At 70.4% G+C, this 14,685-nt stretch carries 18 protein-coding genes; 12 read left to right on the top strand and 6 right to left on the bottom strand.

Going from position 1 to position 14,685, the window contains the following annotated elements:
• Both MKK75_RS13690 and MKK75_RS13685 read left to right on the top strand, forming a co-directional pair.
• The coding region (locus MKK75_RS13690) for a DNA translocase FtsK (protein ID WP_279593850.1) at positions 1–712 on the top strand (712 nt) is incomplete at its 5' end.
• 133 nt (positions 713–845) lie between these two features.
• On the top strand, positions 846–1,733 hold the full coding sequence (locus tag MKK75_RS13685) for a LolA family protein (protein ID WP_244043104.1): 888 nt from the start codon (positions 846–848) through the stop codon (positions 1,731–1,733).
• A 59-nt stretch (positions 1,734–1,792) separates the two neighbouring features.
• Here the strand turns inward: MKK75_RS13685 and MKK75_RS13680 are convergent, their stop codons facing one another.
• Positions 1,793–2,524 (bottom strand): lysophospholipid acyltransferase family protein, encoded by a 732-nt coding sequence (locus tag MKK75_RS13680; protein ID WP_244043103.1) that lies wholly within the window; start codon positions 2,522–2,524, stop codon positions 1,793–1,795.
• Positions 2,525–2,683: 159 nt separating this feature from the next.
• Here MKK75_RS13680 and xth point away from each other — a divergent pair, with 159 nt between their 5' ends.
• Positions 2,684–3,493, top strand: a complete 810-nt coding sequence (xth, locus tag MKK75_RS13675; RefSeq protein WP_244043102.1) for an exodeoxyribonuclease III — start codon at positions 2,684–2,686, stop codon at positions 3,491–3,493.
• Positions 3,494–3,767: 274 nt separating this feature from the next.
• Complete coding sequence (locus MKK75_RS13670) at positions 3,768–4,646, top strand: SDR family oxidoreductase (RefSeq protein ID WP_244043101.1); 879 nt, start codon at positions 3,768–3,770, stop codon at positions 4,644–4,646.
• A 79-nt stretch (positions 4,647–4,725) separates the two neighbouring features.
• On the opposite strand, the gene ssb is transcribed toward MKK75_RS13670, so the two are convergent.
• Both ssb and MKK75_RS13660 read right to left on the bottom strand, forming a co-directional pair.
• Positions 4,726–5,286, bottom strand: a complete 561-nt coding sequence (gene ssb, locus MKK75_RS13665) for a single-stranded DNA-binding protein (RefSeq protein ID WP_244043100.1) — start codon at positions 5,284–5,286, stop codon at positions 4,726–4,728.
• A gap of 168 nt (positions 5,287–5,454) precedes the next feature.
• Positions 5,455–6,471, bottom strand: coding sequence for an NADP-dependent oxidoreductase (locus tag MKK75_RS13660; protein ID WP_244043099.1), 1,017 nt, complete (start codon positions 6,469–6,471; stop codon positions 5,455–5,457).
• A 123-nt stretch (positions 6,472–6,594) separates the two neighbouring features.
• Here MKK75_RS13660 and MKK75_RS13655 point away from each other — a divergent pair, with 123 nt between their 5' ends.
• Together MKK75_RS13655 and MKK75_RS13650 are read left to right on the top strand one after the other, a co-directional pair.
• Positions 6,595–6,990: a DUF4174 domain-containing protein gene (locus MKK75_RS13655; RefSeq protein ID WP_244043098.1), complete on the top strand. Its 396-nt coding sequence runs from the start codon at positions 6,595–6,597 to the stop codon at positions 6,988–6,990.
• A 146-nt stretch (positions 6,991–7,136) separates the two neighbouring features.
• On the top strand, positions 7,137–7,313 hold the full coding sequence (locus MKK75_RS13650) for a hypothetical protein (RefSeq protein WP_244043097.1): 177 nt from the start codon (positions 7,137–7,139) through the stop codon (positions 7,311–7,313).
• A gap of 16 nt (positions 7,314–7,329) precedes the next feature.
• Here MKK75_RS13650 and MKK75_RS13645 read toward each other — a convergent pair whose 3' ends face one another.
• The 3 genes from MKK75_RS13645 to MKK75_RS13635 form a co-directional block, all read right to left on the bottom strand.
• Positions 7,330–7,719, bottom strand: a complete 390-nt coding sequence (locus tag MKK75_RS13645; protein WP_244043096.1) for a hypothetical protein — start codon at positions 7,717–7,719, stop codon at positions 7,330–7,332.
• Positions 7,720–7,830: 111 nt separating this feature from the next.
• Positions 7,831–8,223 carry a hypothetical protein gene (locus MKK75_RS13640; protein ID WP_244043095.1) on the bottom strand — a complete coding sequence of 131 codons (393 nt, stop codon included), beginning with the start codon at positions 8,221–8,223 and terminating at the stop codon, positions 7,831–7,833.
• 67 nt (positions 8,224–8,290) lie between these two features.
• Entirely contained in the window at positions 8,291–9,226 is a 936-nt protein-coding gene (locus MKK75_RS13635) for a sulfite oxidase heme-binding subunit YedZ (RefSeq protein ID WP_244043094.1), read from the bottom strand.
• Positions 9,227–9,419: 193 nt separating this feature from the next.
• On the opposite strand from MKK75_RS13635, the gene MKK75_RS13630 reads away from it, so the two are divergent.
• From MKK75_RS13630 to MKK75_RS13605, 6 genes are all read left to right on the top strand, one after another.
• A complete protein-coding gene (locus tag MKK75_RS13630; protein WP_244043093.1) occupies positions 9,420–10,430 on the top strand; it encodes an aldo/keto reductase in 1,011 nt (336 codons plus the stop codon).
• An 83-nt stretch (positions 10,431–10,513) separates the two neighbouring features.
• Entirely contained in the window at positions 10,514–10,807 is a 294-nt protein-coding gene (locus tag MKK75_RS13625) for a type II toxin-antitoxin system RelB/DinJ family antitoxin (RefSeq protein WP_244043092.1), read from the top strand.
• Positions 10,808–10,877: 70 nt separating this feature from the next.
• A complete protein-coding gene (locus tag MKK75_RS13620) occupies positions 10,878–11,177 on the top strand; it encodes a type II toxin-antitoxin system YafQ family toxin (RefSeq protein WP_313901859.1) in 300 nt (99 codons plus the stop codon).
• Between the two features lie 296 nt (positions 11,178–11,473).
• On the top strand, positions 11,474–12,241 hold the full coding sequence (gene rimP, locus MKK75_RS13615) for a ribosome maturation factor RimP (RefSeq protein WP_244043090.1): 768 nt from the start codon (positions 11,474–11,476) through the stop codon (positions 12,239–12,241).
• A 65-nt stretch (positions 12,242–12,306) separates the two neighbouring features.
• A complete protein-coding gene (gene nusA / locus MKK75_RS13610; protein WP_244043089.1) occupies positions 12,307–13,932 on the top strand; it encodes a transcription termination factor NusA in 1,626 nt (541 codons plus the stop codon).
• A 25-nt stretch (positions 13,933–13,957) separates the two neighbouring features.
• A complete protein-coding gene (locus MKK75_RS13605) occupies positions 13,958–14,680 on the top strand; it encodes an RNA-binding protein (RefSeq protein ID WP_244043088.1) in 723 nt (240 codons plus the stop codon).
• Positions 14,681–14,685 lie beyond the last annotated feature (5 nt).

Raw genomic sequence — 14,685 nt, 5'->3', positions numbered from 1 at the left:
CATCGAGGGGGCGATCCAGCGTCTGGCCCAGATGGCGCGGGCGGCGGGCATCCACCTGATCATGGCGACGCAGCGTCCGTCGGTGGACGTGATCACCGGCACGATCAAGGCGAACTTCCCGACCCGGATCAGCTTCCAGGTGACCAGCAAGATCGACTCGCGCACGATCCTGGGCGAGATGGGCGCGGAGCAGCTGCTCGGTCAGGGCGACATGCTGTTCATGGCCGGCGGCGGGCGCACGACGCGGGTGCACGGTCCGTTCTGCTCGGACAGCGAGGTCGAGACCGTCGTGGCGCATCTGAAGCGCCAGGGCCGCCCGAGCTACCTCGACGCCGTCACGGCGGACGATTCACCCGAGGAGCCCGTGAAGGAGGGTGGCCGGGGCCGGGGCAAGGCCGCCGCCGACAAGGCCGAGCGGTCCGACGAGCCCGCCGAGGAGGCCCCGGTGTTCGACATCGGCGCCTTCGCGGCGGCCACCGGCGGCGAGTCGGACGACCTCTACAAGCAGGCCATCGAGGTGGTGCTGCGCGACGAGAAGGCCTCGACCAGCTACATCCAGCGCCGGCTTCAGATCGGGTACAACCGCGCGGCCTCGATCATGGAGCGGATGGAGATCGAGGGGATCGTCGGCCCGGCCAACCACGCCGGCAAGCGCGACATCCTGGTCAACGGCGCGCCGCACAGCTCGGCCGGGATGTACGACGACGAGTGAGACCCTGCCCGGGCCGCTTCCTCGCGGGGCGGCCCGGGCGTCGCATCTTCGCCACAGGGCGGGGTTCTAAGCCTCCGGTCCTGCCCTCGTTTGCTGCCGGAGCCCGCCCGCGGGCCCTCAGGAGATCCTGCCGATGATCGGCCGCCGCATCCGCACAGCCGGCTCCGTGTTCGCCGCCGGGCTGTGGCTCGCGTCCGCCAACCCGGCTTCCGCGCAGGTCGGGGCCTTCATCGACAGCCTGTTCGGCCACAAGGAGGAGCCGGCCCCGCAGCCGGAGGCCGCACCGGCCCCCGCGCCGGCCAGGAAGGCCGCCCCCAGGAAGGACGCCGCCAAGGACATGAAGGCTGGCGCCAAATCCGCGAAGGCCGCCGAGAAGGCCGAGCACAAGGCGCCCGAGTCCAAGGTCGCGGCGGTGGGTGCGCCAGCCTCGGTCGCCCCCGCCGAGCCGGCGGATGCCGCGACCCTGCTCGCCCAGGCCAACGCCTATTTCAACGGGATCACCACGCTGACGGGCAGCTTCATGCAGATCGGTGCCGACGGGCGCCGGATCGGCGGCAAGCTGACGCTCGCCAAGCCCGGACGCCTGCGCTTCGACTACGATCAGCCCTCGCCGCTGGAGGTGGTGGCGGACGGCACCTCCGTGGCGGTGCGCGACCGCAAGCTCAACACCCAGGACCTGTACTTCATCGCCCAGACGCCGCTGAAATTCCTGCTGCGCGAGAAGATCGACCTCGCCCGCGACCTCACCGTGACCGACGTGGCGAACGACCCCACCGGCGTGCGCATCAGCCTGGAGGACCGCGCGACGCTGGGCGGCACCTCCAAGATCCAGCTCTTCTTCGATGCCGAGATGAAGACCCTGTCGCAGTGGCGGATCACCGATCCGCAGGGCTACATCACCACGGTGACGCTCGCGAACCTGCAGAAGGGCAAGAGCGTCGACGGCAGCCTGTTCTTCATCAATTACGGGCGCGCCGAGGACAAGGCGATGCAGCAGCAGATCCAGCAGTCGCAGCAGTAGGGCGCCCTCCGCCGAAGCGGATGCCGGTTGCGGTCACAGACGGCGCCGGCAAGACGCCGTCACGCGGCCTTTGCGTTGAGGCCGGTGTCCCGCCAGCGGTCGAGTTCCCGGTCGATCGCCCCTTCGGTGCCGCGCAGGAATTCCGCGGCCGGCAGGTTCGGGGCGAGGGCGGCGAGATAGCTCACCACGACCGTGCCGGCCCGGGTCGCCGCGCCCCCCGGCCAGAACAGCCCGGAATTCACCGCCACCGGTACCACCGGCAGGCCGAGCCGGCCGTAGAGCAGTTCGACGCCGCGCTTGAAGCGCAGCGGTGCACCGATATCGCCGCGGGTGCCCTCGGGGAAGATGAGAACCGATCGTCCGGCCGCGATCGCCGCGCGGCCCTCGTCGATCATGGTGCGCAAGGCCTGGCTGCCATTGCCGCGGTCGATGACGATCATCGGCGAGCGCCGCAGGAACCAGCCGACCACCGGGATCGCCAGCAACTCGCGCTTGGCGACGATCGCCACGTCCGGCACCAGCACCAGGAAGGCCAGGGTCTCCCACGCCGATTGGTGGTTGGCCACGATCAGGCAGGGCTCGACCGGAAGGTGCTGGCGGCCCTCCTCGACGTAGCGCAGCCCGACGATCCGCCGCAGGCCGACCAGGATGCCGCGGGCCCAAACGCGCGTGGCTTGGCGGATCGGCCGCTCGGGGGAGCCCGACAGGAGGAAAATCGCCAGCGGTGCCAGGAACAGGGTCGTCCAGGCGGCCCAATAGACGGCGAAAGCGAGCGAGCGGACCTGTACCATCGAGGGCCTCGGCGAGGGGCCCGGGACAGGGCGGATCACGGACATAAACCCTGGCGGGTGCGGGCGCACGGCATTTCGCGTCGACGACCGCGTGCAGACTGTCGCGGACCGTGAAATGGGCTATCGGAGCGCAACTCCGTCCGAACCCCGGCTCCGCCCGTGCAGCTCACCGTCACCACCTGGAACATCAACTCGGTGCGCCTGCGCATCGACCTCGTGCTGCGCTTCCTCGCCGAATCCCGTCCGGACGTGCTCTGCCTCCAGGAGACCAAGTGCCCGGACGACGCCTTCCCGCTGAAGGCGCTGCGGGGTTCCGGCTACGAGCACGTGATGTTCGCCGGCCAGAAGGGCTACAACGGCGTCGCGATCCTGTCGCGCTTCCCCCTGCACACCCGCGCGGTGATGGGCTTCTGCGACCGGCAGGATGCCCGCCACATCTCGGCGGTGCTGGGGCCGGAAGCCGGTGCCGCGGCGGGAATCGTGCTGCACGATTTCTACGTGCCGGCCGGCGGCGACGTGCCGGACCGTGATCTCAATCCGAAATTCGCGCACAAGCTCGATTTCCTGACCGAGCTGCGCGCCTGGGGCGGCAAGCGCGTCCCGGGCCCGGCGATCCTCATGGGCGACCTCAACGTCGCGCCGCTGGAGCACGACGTCTGGTCCCACAAGCAGCTCCTCGACGTGGTGAGCCACACCCCGGTGGAGACCGAGGCGCTGGAGATCCTGCGCGGGGAGGCCGGATGGATCGACACGGCGCGTCATCTCACCCCGGAGCCCGAGAAGATCTACACGTGGTGGAGCTACCGCTCCCCCGACTGGTCGGCGGCCAACAAGGGCCGGCGCCTCGATCATCTCTGGGTCTCCCCCGACCTCGCCGGGACAGTGCGGAAGGTCGCGGTGTGTCGCGACGCCCGCGGCTGGGATCGCCCGTCCGACCACGCGCCGGTCACATTGACGCTGGACCTCTGATCCCGGGCGCCGGGCGGAACCGCGCTTCCTCCGGGGCATTGCCCGCTCACGAGCCCGTGACGTGAGGTGACCCGATGCGCAAAATCCTGATCGCCTTCCTGCTTCCCCGAGTCGTTTCGTTCCTCCGCAATCGCTACGGCAAGCCGCACGCGAATCGCGGCCGGGCGTTCTGAGTCGGCAAGCGACCTGCGTGCGGCTGTGACGGCCGGGCGCAGGCGCCTCGCTCCGGGCGGCCCTAGATCCAGCCGATCCCATCCGCCGAGGAGCTGCAACCATGACTCAGGATCCGCGCGAGGCCGGCCCGCGCCCGCCCTTCCCGGGCGACCAGCAACAGCCCCAGCCGGGTCTGACCACGAAGATGACGCCGCGCCCGGACCACGGTGAGGAGAGCTACGTCGGCAAGGGCCTGCTCACCGGTCAGGCCGCACTGATCACCGGCGGCGATTCCGGCATCGGCCGGGCTGTGGCGATCGCCTATGCCCGCGAGGGTGCCGACGTGGCGATCTCCTATCTGGCGGTCGAGCAGGAGGACGCCGAGGACACGAAGGCGTGGGTCGAGAAGGCCGGGCGCCGCTGCCTCCTGTTGCCGGGTGACATCCGCGACGAGGCCCATTGCCGGGACCTCGTGGTCCGCACCGTCGAGACCTTCGGCCGGCTCGACATCCTCGTGAACAACGCCGCCGCGCAGGTGGTGAACGAAGGTCTCGACGACCTCAAGGCCCACGACATCGAGGGCTCGTTCCGGGCCAACGTGTTCGCGATGTACTACCTCGCCCAGGCGGCGGCACCGCACATGAAGCCCGGCGGGGCGATCGTGAACAGCACGAGCGTGCAGGCCAAGGTCGCCGATCCCAGCATGCTGATCTACGCGGCCACCAAGGGCGCCATCGCGAGCCTCACGATCGGCCTGTCGAACCTGCTCGCCCCGAAGGGCATCCGGGTGAACTGCGTCGCCCCCGGGCCGGTCTGGACCCCGATCCAGCCGATCGTGAAGAGCCCGGAGCAGATCGAACAGCTCGGTGCGCAGACGCCCCTCGGCCGCGCCGGGCAGCCCGCGGAACTCGCCCCGGCCTACGTCCTTCTGGCTTCGCGGGAGGGCAGCTACATGTCGGGTGCCCTGGTGCCGGTCACGGGCGGCATACCGATGCTCTGAGCCCGGTCCGGGCACGATCGGACGTCCCCGAAAAAAAGGCCCGCCGCGCGGGGCGGCGGGCCGTGGGCCGGCTATCGGCCTAGAACGGAATATCGTCGTCGAGGTCGTAGCCGCGGCTGCCACCGCCGCCGCCCGAGGAGGCCGGGGCCGGACGGCGCTCGCCGCCCTGCGCACGTCCGCCGCCGAAATCACTACCCCGGTCGCCGCCCCGACCGCCGCCGGAATCGCCGCCGCGGCTGATCTGGCCGCCGCCCTCGTCCTCGCCGGCGAAGTCGCCGCCACCGCCGCCGCGCCCGTCGAGGATCGTCATCTCGCCGCGGAAGCGCTGGAGAACCACCTCGGTCGTGTATTTCTCGACGCCGGAATTGTCGGTCCACTTCCGGGTCTGGAGCTGGCCCTCGATGTAGACCTTCGAGCCCTTGCGCAGGTACTGCTCGGCGACGCGGGCGAGGTTGTCGTTGTAGATCACGACCGAGTGCCACTCGGTCTTCTCCTTGCGCTCGCCGCTGGCCTTGTCCTTCCACGACTCGGACGTGGCGATCCGCAGGTTGCACACCGGGTCGCCCGAGCCGAGGCGGCGCATCTCCGGGTCGCGGCCGAGATTGCCTACCAGAATCACCTTGTTGACGCTGCCCGCCATCGCTCTCTCCTCACCGTACGGATCTCACAGGGCACCAGCCCGGCGGCGCGCGAACCATGCGCCCGGGCCTCCGGGGCAGCAACCTGCGGCGGGGGCTTGTGCCCGCTTTCCGCAGTGCTTCCGGATCTCTATGTTCTATATCTGTTCTGATAAGGCAGCAAGCCGCCGTCAGGAGACGCGCACGACCAGCTTACCGAAATTGCGGCCTTTCAACAGGCCGATGAACGCCTCCGGCGCCTTCTCCAGGCCCTCGACCACGTCCTCCCGGTAGCGCACGCGCCCCTCACGGACCCAGCCGCCGACCTCCTCGCGGAAGGTTTTGGCCTGATCGGCAAAATCCCAGACGATGAAGCCCTGGATGTGCAGGCGGTTGGTCAGGACAGCGCGCATCAGGCCCGGCAGCCGGTCGGGCCCCTGCGGGACCTCGGTGGCGTTGTAGGCCGAGACGAGTCCGCAGACCGGGATCCGCGCGAAGGGATTGAGCAGCGGCATCACCGCGGCGAAGACCGCGCCGCCGACATTCTCGAAATAGACGTCGATGCCGTTGGGGCAGGCGGCCTCCAGCGCCCCCGGCAGGTCGTGGCCGCGGTGATCGACGGCGGCGTCGAAGCCGAGTTCCTCGGTGAGGTAGCGGCACTTGTCCGGGCCGCCCGCGATCCCGACGGCGCGGGCGCCCTTCAGCTTGGCGATCTGCCCGACGAGCGAGCCGACCGGACCCGCGGCGGCGGCGACCACCACGGTCTCACCGGCCTTGGGACGACCGATGTTGAGGAGGCCGGTATAGGCGGTCATGCCCGGCATCCCGAGCACGCCGAGCGCCGTCGAGGGCGGCGCGGCGGCAGGATCGACCCGGCGCGAGCCCTTGCCGTCCGTGACGAAATACTCCTGCCAGCCCGCGAAGGCGGTGAGAAGGTCGCCCAGGGCGTAATCCGGATGGTTCGAGGCCACGACCTCGCCCACCGTCTCGGCGGTGATCGGCGCGCCGATCTCCACCGGCGCCGCGTAGGATTTCGCGTCGCTCATCCGGCCGCGCATGTAGGGGTCGAGGGACAGCCAGCGGGTGCGCAGCAGAACCTGGCCCGGGCCGGGCTGCGGCACCGGCACCGCCTCGAGGCGAAAATTCTCGGGCCTCGGCTCGCCGTGGGGGCGCGAGGCCAGGACGATGCGTCGGTTCATGGCGGTCATGGCAGAAACTCCTGGACACTGGCTGCCCGCTCCGATCTGGGGCGCCGGCCGGCACCCGCAAAGGCGTCGGGCGATCTCCGGGGCGGATCGCGCGTTGTCCCGTCTCATATTCGGAGGGGTGATATGCGCGGGACGGCACTCGGCCTCGGATTGGCGGCCCTGACTGCGACCGCCTCCGCGGCGCCCCTCGACACCTACCGGGATCGCGCCCGGGTGCTGGTCCTGTCGGCACCCAACGCCGCGGACGCCCAGTTGAGAGCCCAGCGCGCCGCCCTGGGGCCGGTCCGCGACGGTGTCGCCGAGCGCGATCTCGTGGTGCTGGAGGCGATCGGCTCCGGCACCGGGGCGCGGGCCCTGCGCGCCGCGCTCGGGCTGCCGGCCGACAGTTTTCGGGCCGTCCTGGTCGGCAAGGACGGCGGCGCCAAGCTCACCGCCGCGACGCCGATCCCGCCCCAGCGGCTGTTTTCCACCATCGACGCGATGCCGATGCGGCGTGCGGAGATGCGGGGCCGCCGGTAGGTCCGGAATCCTGTGATCGGATGTGCGCAGGCCCCGGGCGGACACCAACGGTTAAGCCTACCGACCTATCACCGAATCGTGTCGACGGCTGTATTCCGGCCGTCCGTTGAGGCCCGCCAGGACGCTCGCACGAGACGCTCGAACCGATGAACCGACACCATGTTGCCGACGCCATCCGCCGTCTCGTCGCCGCGCAGGTCGAGGATATCGAGCGTGCGGTCCGCGACGGTCACAAGACCATCGCGCTGAACGAGCTGGCGGACCTGAACCGCCAGCTCAAGGCTTTTGCGACCGCACTCAAGAAGGCACCCGCCCGCATCTGAGCGGGATCGGCGCGCCCTACCAGCGCGGGCCGTCCCAGCGGGGCCCGCCCCAGCGGCGGGGCGGGACGTCCTCCGGGGGCGGAGGCGGCGGGGGCGGGCCGCGGTCGAAACCCGGCTCGTCGCAGACCCGCACCCGGCGCACGACCGGCGCGCCGTCCGGATCGAACCGGCGCCTGACGAATTCCCGGCACGACTCGGGCGGGGCCGCGGTGAAGCGCGGCCGGTGGAACTCCGGTTCGGGCCGCGGAGGCGGAGGCGGGGGCCGGTGGTCAAGCTCCTCCTGGGGCGGACCACCGTAGCCGTGGGGCGGCGGGTAAGGGCCGTCGAAATCGGCGGCCAGCGCTGGGCCGGCGGCGAACAGCAGGGCGACGAGCCCGGTGCGGATGGGGAAACGACGGGCAGGCACGGTTGGCCTCGGCGTGATCGGGCGCGCGGGGATCGCGGCCATCATCGCCGGAGGTTGCGCCAAGGGGTCTGAACCATCCCCCGGGTAACGTGTTGGCCGCCGTTCAGCCGGCTATTTCTGCATCGCGTTCACTTCGCACTGCGCGTACTCGCCGCTCGCCTTCACGTAGGCGTTGAGCTTCTGCAGGTAGGCCTCGGCGATCGGCCGGAAGGCCTGCGCTTGCAGGTTGTAGGCCTTGATCGCGTCGTTGTAGCTGTAAGCCTCCCAGCCGGGGCAGCCTTCCTTGGTGTCGAGGCAGGCGGGCTTGTCCGGAAGCGCGGGCTTCGCCGGGCGCGCCGAGGCCGGCGGCGGCTCGGGCGGCGTGCAACGCACGACCGCCGGTGCGGGTGCCGCCGGAGGCGCGGCTTTCGGCTTCGCGGCCGAGGCCGGCGGTGCCGCAGTCGGGGCCGCCTGGGCGGCGACGGGCATCAGCAGGCTCGCGATGAGGAGAAGGGTGCCGCGCATGGCGTCCTGAACACTCCGCTGCGGCCCCGACCGTCGATGGCGGGGACCGGCCGCGGGTTCTGCGGCATCAGGCCCGCGGCGACAAGGGTTCCGGCAAGGCTTCCTGAGGCGGCGGTCGCCGGGTCGGGGAGACCATCCGTCCACCCGTGGGCCGGCTCGCCGACCGCGGCCCGCGCACGAGCGCCATCGCGGGCAGGGACAGGCCGATCGCCAGCACCCACCAGGCCGGCCGGATCGGACCCGAGAAATCCAGGTTGGCGGCGAGCACGAGACTGGCCGGGACGCCGCTCGCGAGCCCGTACCACGCCGCCTCCAGCCCCGCGGTGGCGAGGCCGGCCAGGATCGCCAGAAGCAGGAGCGACCACGGCCGCTCCGGCCACTTGAACCGCCGCATCACCCGCCAGCCCATCAGCAGCAGGAACAGCCCGGCGGAGAAGACCGGATCGGTGACGTCGATCTTCGACTGCAGGAAGTAATGGACCAGCGCCAGCACCGCGATCGTGTAGACGAGCCGGTGCAGCCGGTGCCAGTTCGGGCCCAGGTTGCGCACCGCCGCATCGGTCGAGGTCAGGCCCAAGGCGATCAGGCCGATCAGCGCCACGAACCCGATCGTCAGGTAGAGCCGGAGCGCGATCTCCAAGACGACTTTCGTGAGGATCAGGTTCTGATCGACCGCGTAGAGGGTGAGATGCGCTACCGCGTAGGCCATCACGGTGATGCCGAGCATGCGCCGGACGCCGATCACCTTCGGCCAGTCGGCGATGCGGCGCAGCGGTGAGATCGCCAGGGAGAAGAGCAGGAAGCGCACCGTCCACTCGCCGGTGGCATGGATCAGCGCGGTGATCGGCTTGGCGCCGAGCGCGTCGAGCCGGTAGGCGGCGGCGAGGTAGAGCGCCGGCGCGATGCAGCCTGCGAACACCGCGAGCTTCAGCCAGGACAGGCGCCCGGCCCGGTCGAGCCAGGGGAGGGGAATGCCGAGAGTGGTGGCCAGGCGGTCGATCATGGGGCGCGGACGGGGCTTGGGGCGGTGGGTGGAGCGCGAACAGGCCCCCGGAAACGGCTGCCTTCTGGTGTCGGTGCCGTCACGGGTCGGTTCGCCGCGGGTGCGCCACGGTTACAGGGGGACGTTAGCCTGTGTGGTTGACCTCGGCCGCTCCGCGGCGAGATAGCGGGTCGACGGACATCGGATGGATCCCATGCAGTACCGCACGCTCGGCCGCTCCGGCCTCAAGGTCTCGCCGATCTGCCTCGGCACGATGATGTTCGGCGGCCCCACCGACGAGGCCACCGCCGGCCGCATCGTCGCCAGCGCCCGGGAGGCGGGGATCAACTTCATCGACACCGCCAACGTCTATACGGACGGGCGCTCGGAGGAGATCACCGGCCGGGCCATCAAGGCGGAGCGCAACGCCTGGATCCTGGCCACGAAGGTCGCCAACCCGACCGGGCAGGGGGTCAACGACCGCGGTCTGTCGCGCGTCCACGTGATGAAGGCCGCCGAGGACAGCCTGCGCCGGCTCGGCACCGAGTTCATCGACATCTACTACCTCCACAAGGAGGACCACGACACGCCGCTCTCCGAGACCGTGCGGGCCATGGCCGACCTCGTGCGGGCGGGCAAGATCCGCCATTTCGGCGTCTCGAACACCCGCTCCTGGCGGGTCGCCGAGATCTGCCGGCTGTGCGACGAATTCGGCATCGACCGGCCGGTGGTGAGCCAGCCCTACTACAATGCGTTCAACCGGATGCCCGAGACCGAGCACCTGCCGGCCTGCGCCCATTTCGGACTCGGCGTCGTGCCCTATTCGCCCCTCGCCCGGGGCGTGCTCACCGGCAAGTACGATCCCGACGCCCCGCCCCCGGCCGAATCGCGCGCCGGGCGGCAGGACACGCGGATGATGCAGACCGAGTGGCGGCCCGAATCCCTGCGCATCGCCCGCACGCTCAAGGAGCACGCCGAGGCGCGCGGCATCACGGCCGGCCAGTTCGCCACCGCCTGGGTGCTGAACAACCGCCTCGTCACCGGCGTGATCGCCGGGCCGCGCACGGAGGCGCAGTGGCAGGAATATCTCGGCGCCCTCGACTACGCCTTCACGTCGGAGGACGAGGCGCTGGTGGACGGGTTCGTGGCGGCTGGGCATCCGACGACGCCGGGCTACAACGATCCGGCCTATCCGCTGGAGGGGCGGGTGCCGCGCAGCGGCTGATCTCGGCCGCATGTTGCACCCGGCCATCCGTTGTGGCGCCGATGCGCCGTGCTACATGTCAGCTGGCAAGAGGACGGGCGACAATGGCCGCTCAGACGAACGAAAAGGTCAGACCTGCGTCCAAGACCAAGTCGGTCCGGGCGCAGGTCGATCCAGGCGTAAAGCTTGAAGCCGAGGCTGTTCTCGGTGCGGTCGGCCTCTCATTATCGGACGCCTTCCGCTTGATGCTGCAACGGGTCGTTGCCGAGGGCCGGTTGCCCTTCGATCCGCTCGTCCCGAACGACGAGACCGTCGCGGCTCTGCGGGCAGACCTCGCCGGCGATGTGATCCAAGTCGGCGATCCGTCGAACCTCCTCGCCGTCCTTGATGCCGAGTGATGACGACAGGCCGGCGGCATCGGCCCCATCCGCGCCGGCAGCTGACCAGGCGACGCGACGCGATGTCGTCATCACGGGCCAATTCAAGAGGGACATGAAACGCGAGCGGAAGGGGCGCTATCGCGCTACGGTCCAGGCGGATCTGCTGAAGGCCGTCACTCTGCTCGCCGCCGATCGTCCCCTTCCTGCCCACATGGTCGACCATCCGCTCGGCGGCGATTGGAAGAACCATCGCGACTGCCACATCAAACCCGATCTGGTTCTGATCTATCGGAAATCCGACCCGCCGCTGGCAAGACCGCAGATGGAGCCAAGTCGACCGAAACTGCACTTGGTCCGCATCGGTTCGCATAGCGAACTCGGCCTTTGAGGCGCGCCGCGGTTCCAACGACGCATGGAGATGGTTCGCGCCTGCCGTATACCGGCTCGCTTGCGAAACGGCAGTTCTGCGAAGGCTTCCGTACGCCGCGATGCTCGTGAGCCGTCACGCCGCGCGTTGATCGACCTTGCGCTCGCGGCCGACCGCGGCTATCTATCGCTCAACAGTTCTGATGGCAGTCGAGAGGCTGCGGTTCGGGAGTGGGCCCCACCGGGTCCGCTCTTTTTTTTCGCCGCACGCCGTGGGCGAGCCACGCAGAACGCCGCGAAGGTTGCGCACCACCACACATGCCGTCCGAAATCGAAGCGGATCTGTCCGAGAAGCGCCTCGTCCGCGAGAGCGGCGTCGCCGCGCGCGTCGCGCAGGTGATCGAGGGGCCGCTCCAGGGCCTCGGCGTCCGGCTGGTCCGGGTGAAGGTGTCCAACATCAACGGCTGCACCGTGCAGATCATGGCCGAGCGGCCGGACGGCAGCTTCACCATCGCCGATTGCGAGGCCGTGAGCCGCACGATCTCGCCGCTCCTCGATGTCGACGATCCGGTCGGCGGCGCCTACAACCTCGAAGTGTCCTCGCCGGGAATCGACCGGCCGCTGGTGCGGGTCTCGGACTTCGCCCGCTGGGAGGGCTACGAGGCCAAGGTCGAACTGAGCCCGCCGCTCGACGGGCGCAAGCGCTTCCGCGGCATCCTCGGCGCGCCGGATCTCGACCGGCAGATCGTCCCGATCGACCTGCCCGACGTGAAGGAAGGGCTGCCGAGCCGGATCGACCTGCCGCTCAAGGACCTCGCCGAGGCTCATCTCGTCCTGACCGACGATCTGATCCGCGAGTCGCTCCGCCGCGGCGGCCCGTCCGCCGGGGACGAGGCGGAGGAGGCCGAGGACGAGGACGACGCGCCGGCCGAGGAGCCGGCTGCGCCCGCGCGCAGTGCCTTCCGCCCGCAGGGGCCGAAGAAGGCGAGCCCCGCGGCCAAACCCAAGAAACCGGCGCGGACCGGTCCCCGGAAGCCGGTGGTGAGCAAAGCCTCCCGGCTCAAGGACCGCGACTCGCTGCACTGACACCCGCGCGTCGGGCGCTCCGCGACCGGCGCGAAGACTTTGACGGAAGAGAAGGACCGAAACCGATGGCCGTCGTCAGCGCCAACAGGCTCGAACTCCTCCAGATCGCCGACGCGGTCGCCCGCGAGAAGGTGATCGACCGCTCCATCGTGATCGACGCGATGGAGGAGGCGATCGCCAAGGCGGCGCGCTCCCGCTACGGCGCCGAGACGGATGTCCATGCCGAGATCGACAACAAGACCGGGGCGCTGCGCCTGTCGCGCCACCTGCTCGTGGTCGACGAGGTCGAGAACGACGCCCGCGAGATCACCCTCGATCAGGCCCGCCGCTACAACCCGGGCGCGCTCGTCGGCGACGTGATCTCCGACACCCTGCCGCCCTTCGATTTCGGGCGCGTCGCCGCCCAGTCGGCCAAGCAGGTCATCGTCCAGAAGGTGCGCGACGCCGAGCGCGCCCGCCAGTTCGACGAGTACAAGGACCGCATCGGCGAGATCCTCAACGGCATCGTGAAGCGGGTCGAGTACGGCAACGTGATCGTGGATCTCGGGCGCGGCGAGGGCATCGTGCGCCGGGACGAGATGATCCCGCGCGAGACCTTCCGCCCGGGCGACCGCATCCGCTCCTACCTGTTCGACGTGCGCTCGGAGGTCCGCGGGCCGCAGATCTTCCTGTCGCGCTCGCATCCCCAGTTCATGGCCAAGCTGTTCGGCCAGGAGGTGCCCGAGATCTACGACGGCATCGTCGAGGTGAAGGCGGTGGCCCGCGATCCGGGCTCCCGCGCCAAGATCGCGGTGATCTCCCGCGACGGCAGCATCGATCCGGTCGGTGCGTGCGTGGGCATGCGCGGATCCCGGGTTCAGGCCGTCGTGGGTGAGCTGCAAGGCGAAAAAATCGACATCATCCCGTGGTCGGAGGACGAGGCGACCTTCATCGTCAACGCCCTCCAGCCCGCCGAGGTGGTGAAGGTGGTGCTCGACGAGGAGGCCGACCGCATCGAGGTGGTGGTACCGGACGACCAGCTGTCGCTGGCGATCGGCCGCCGCGGCCAGAACGTGCGCCTCGCGTCCCAGCTCACCGGCTGGGACATCGACATCCTCACCGAGGCCGAGGAATCGGAGCGCCGCCAGAAGGAGTTCGCCGAGCGGACCCAGGTGTTCATGGAGGCGCTCGACGTCGACGAGACCGTCGGCCAGCTGCTGGCCGCGGAAGGCTTCCGCAACGTCGAGGAGATCGCCTACGTCGATCTCAATGAGCTGTCCGGCATCCAGGGGCTCGACGAGGAGACCGGCGCCGAGATCCAGGCCCGCGCCCAGGATCACCTCGCCCGGATCGAGCAGGCGCACGATGCCCGCCGCACGGAACTCGGCGTCGCCGACGAGCTGCGCGAGATCGAGGGCGTCACCACGCCGATGATGGTCGCCCTCGGCGAGAACGACGTGAAGACGATCGAGGATCTGGCGGGCTGCGCCACCGACGACCTCGTCGGCTACACGGAGGGCCGCGGCCCCGAGGCCGTGCGCCACGCCGGCTACCTCGACGGATTCGACCTGTCCCGCGCCGAGGCCGAGGCCCTGATCATGGCCGCCCGCCTCAAGGCCGGCTGGATCGAGGCCCTGCCGGAGCCGGAGGCCGAGGAGGGTGCCGAGCAGGCTGATGGCGAGGAGACCGCACACGCCCAGGCCGAGGCCTGAGCGGAAAGCCGGCGGCGGAGGCGCGGTGAGCGAGGTCGAGGCGATCCTGCCCGAGGGCGGACCGGAAGCCGGGGGGCTCGATGCCGGCCCCGGCCGCCGCGCGCCCGAGCGGACCTGCATCGTCACCCGTGTCGCCCAGGCGCCGGACGGGATGATCCGGTTCGTGCGCGGGCCGGACGGCCGCGTCGTGCCGGATCTGCGCGCCCGGCTGCCGGGCCGCGGCGCCTGGGTCAGCGCCCGGCGGGACGCGGTCGCCACCGCGGTCCGCAAGAACCTGTTCGCGCGGGCGTTCAAGGGACCGGCCCCGGCCGACCCGGACCTGCCGGACCGGATCGCCGCGGGGCTGCGCGAGGATCTGCGGCAGGCGATCGCGCTCGCCAACAAGGCGGGCTGCCTCGTAGCTGGTTTCTCGAAGGTCGAGGCGGCGATCGGTGGCCAGCCCGGCGCCGTCGCGGTGATCCACGCCGCGGAGGCCAGCCCGGACGGGCGGCGCAAGATCGCGGCGGCCTTGTACCGGCGTCACGGTGAGGCCATGTCGAGGATACCGATCATCGACGACCTGTCCGAAGACGAATTGGACATGGCCTTGGGTCGGGATCATGTGATACACGCTGCGCTCGTCGCAGGAGCCGGAGCCGCCGGCTGCCTGTCGCGTTGGCGTCGGCTACGCTCCTTCGAGGGCGCCGCCGCGGCGACCGGGGAGCCCGATCCAGCCCGAATCGGCGGGATCGACGAAGCCTCACGTTGACGACG

Source organism: Methylobacterium sp. J-030 (assembly GCF_022829545.1).
Taxonomy (GTDB): Bacteria; Pseudomonadota; Alphaproteobacteria; order Rhizobiales; family Beijerinckiaceae; genus Methylobacterium.
The sequence above is the reverse complement of the archived record's forward strand: the minus strand, read 5'-3'. Positions and strand labels throughout refer to the sequence as shown.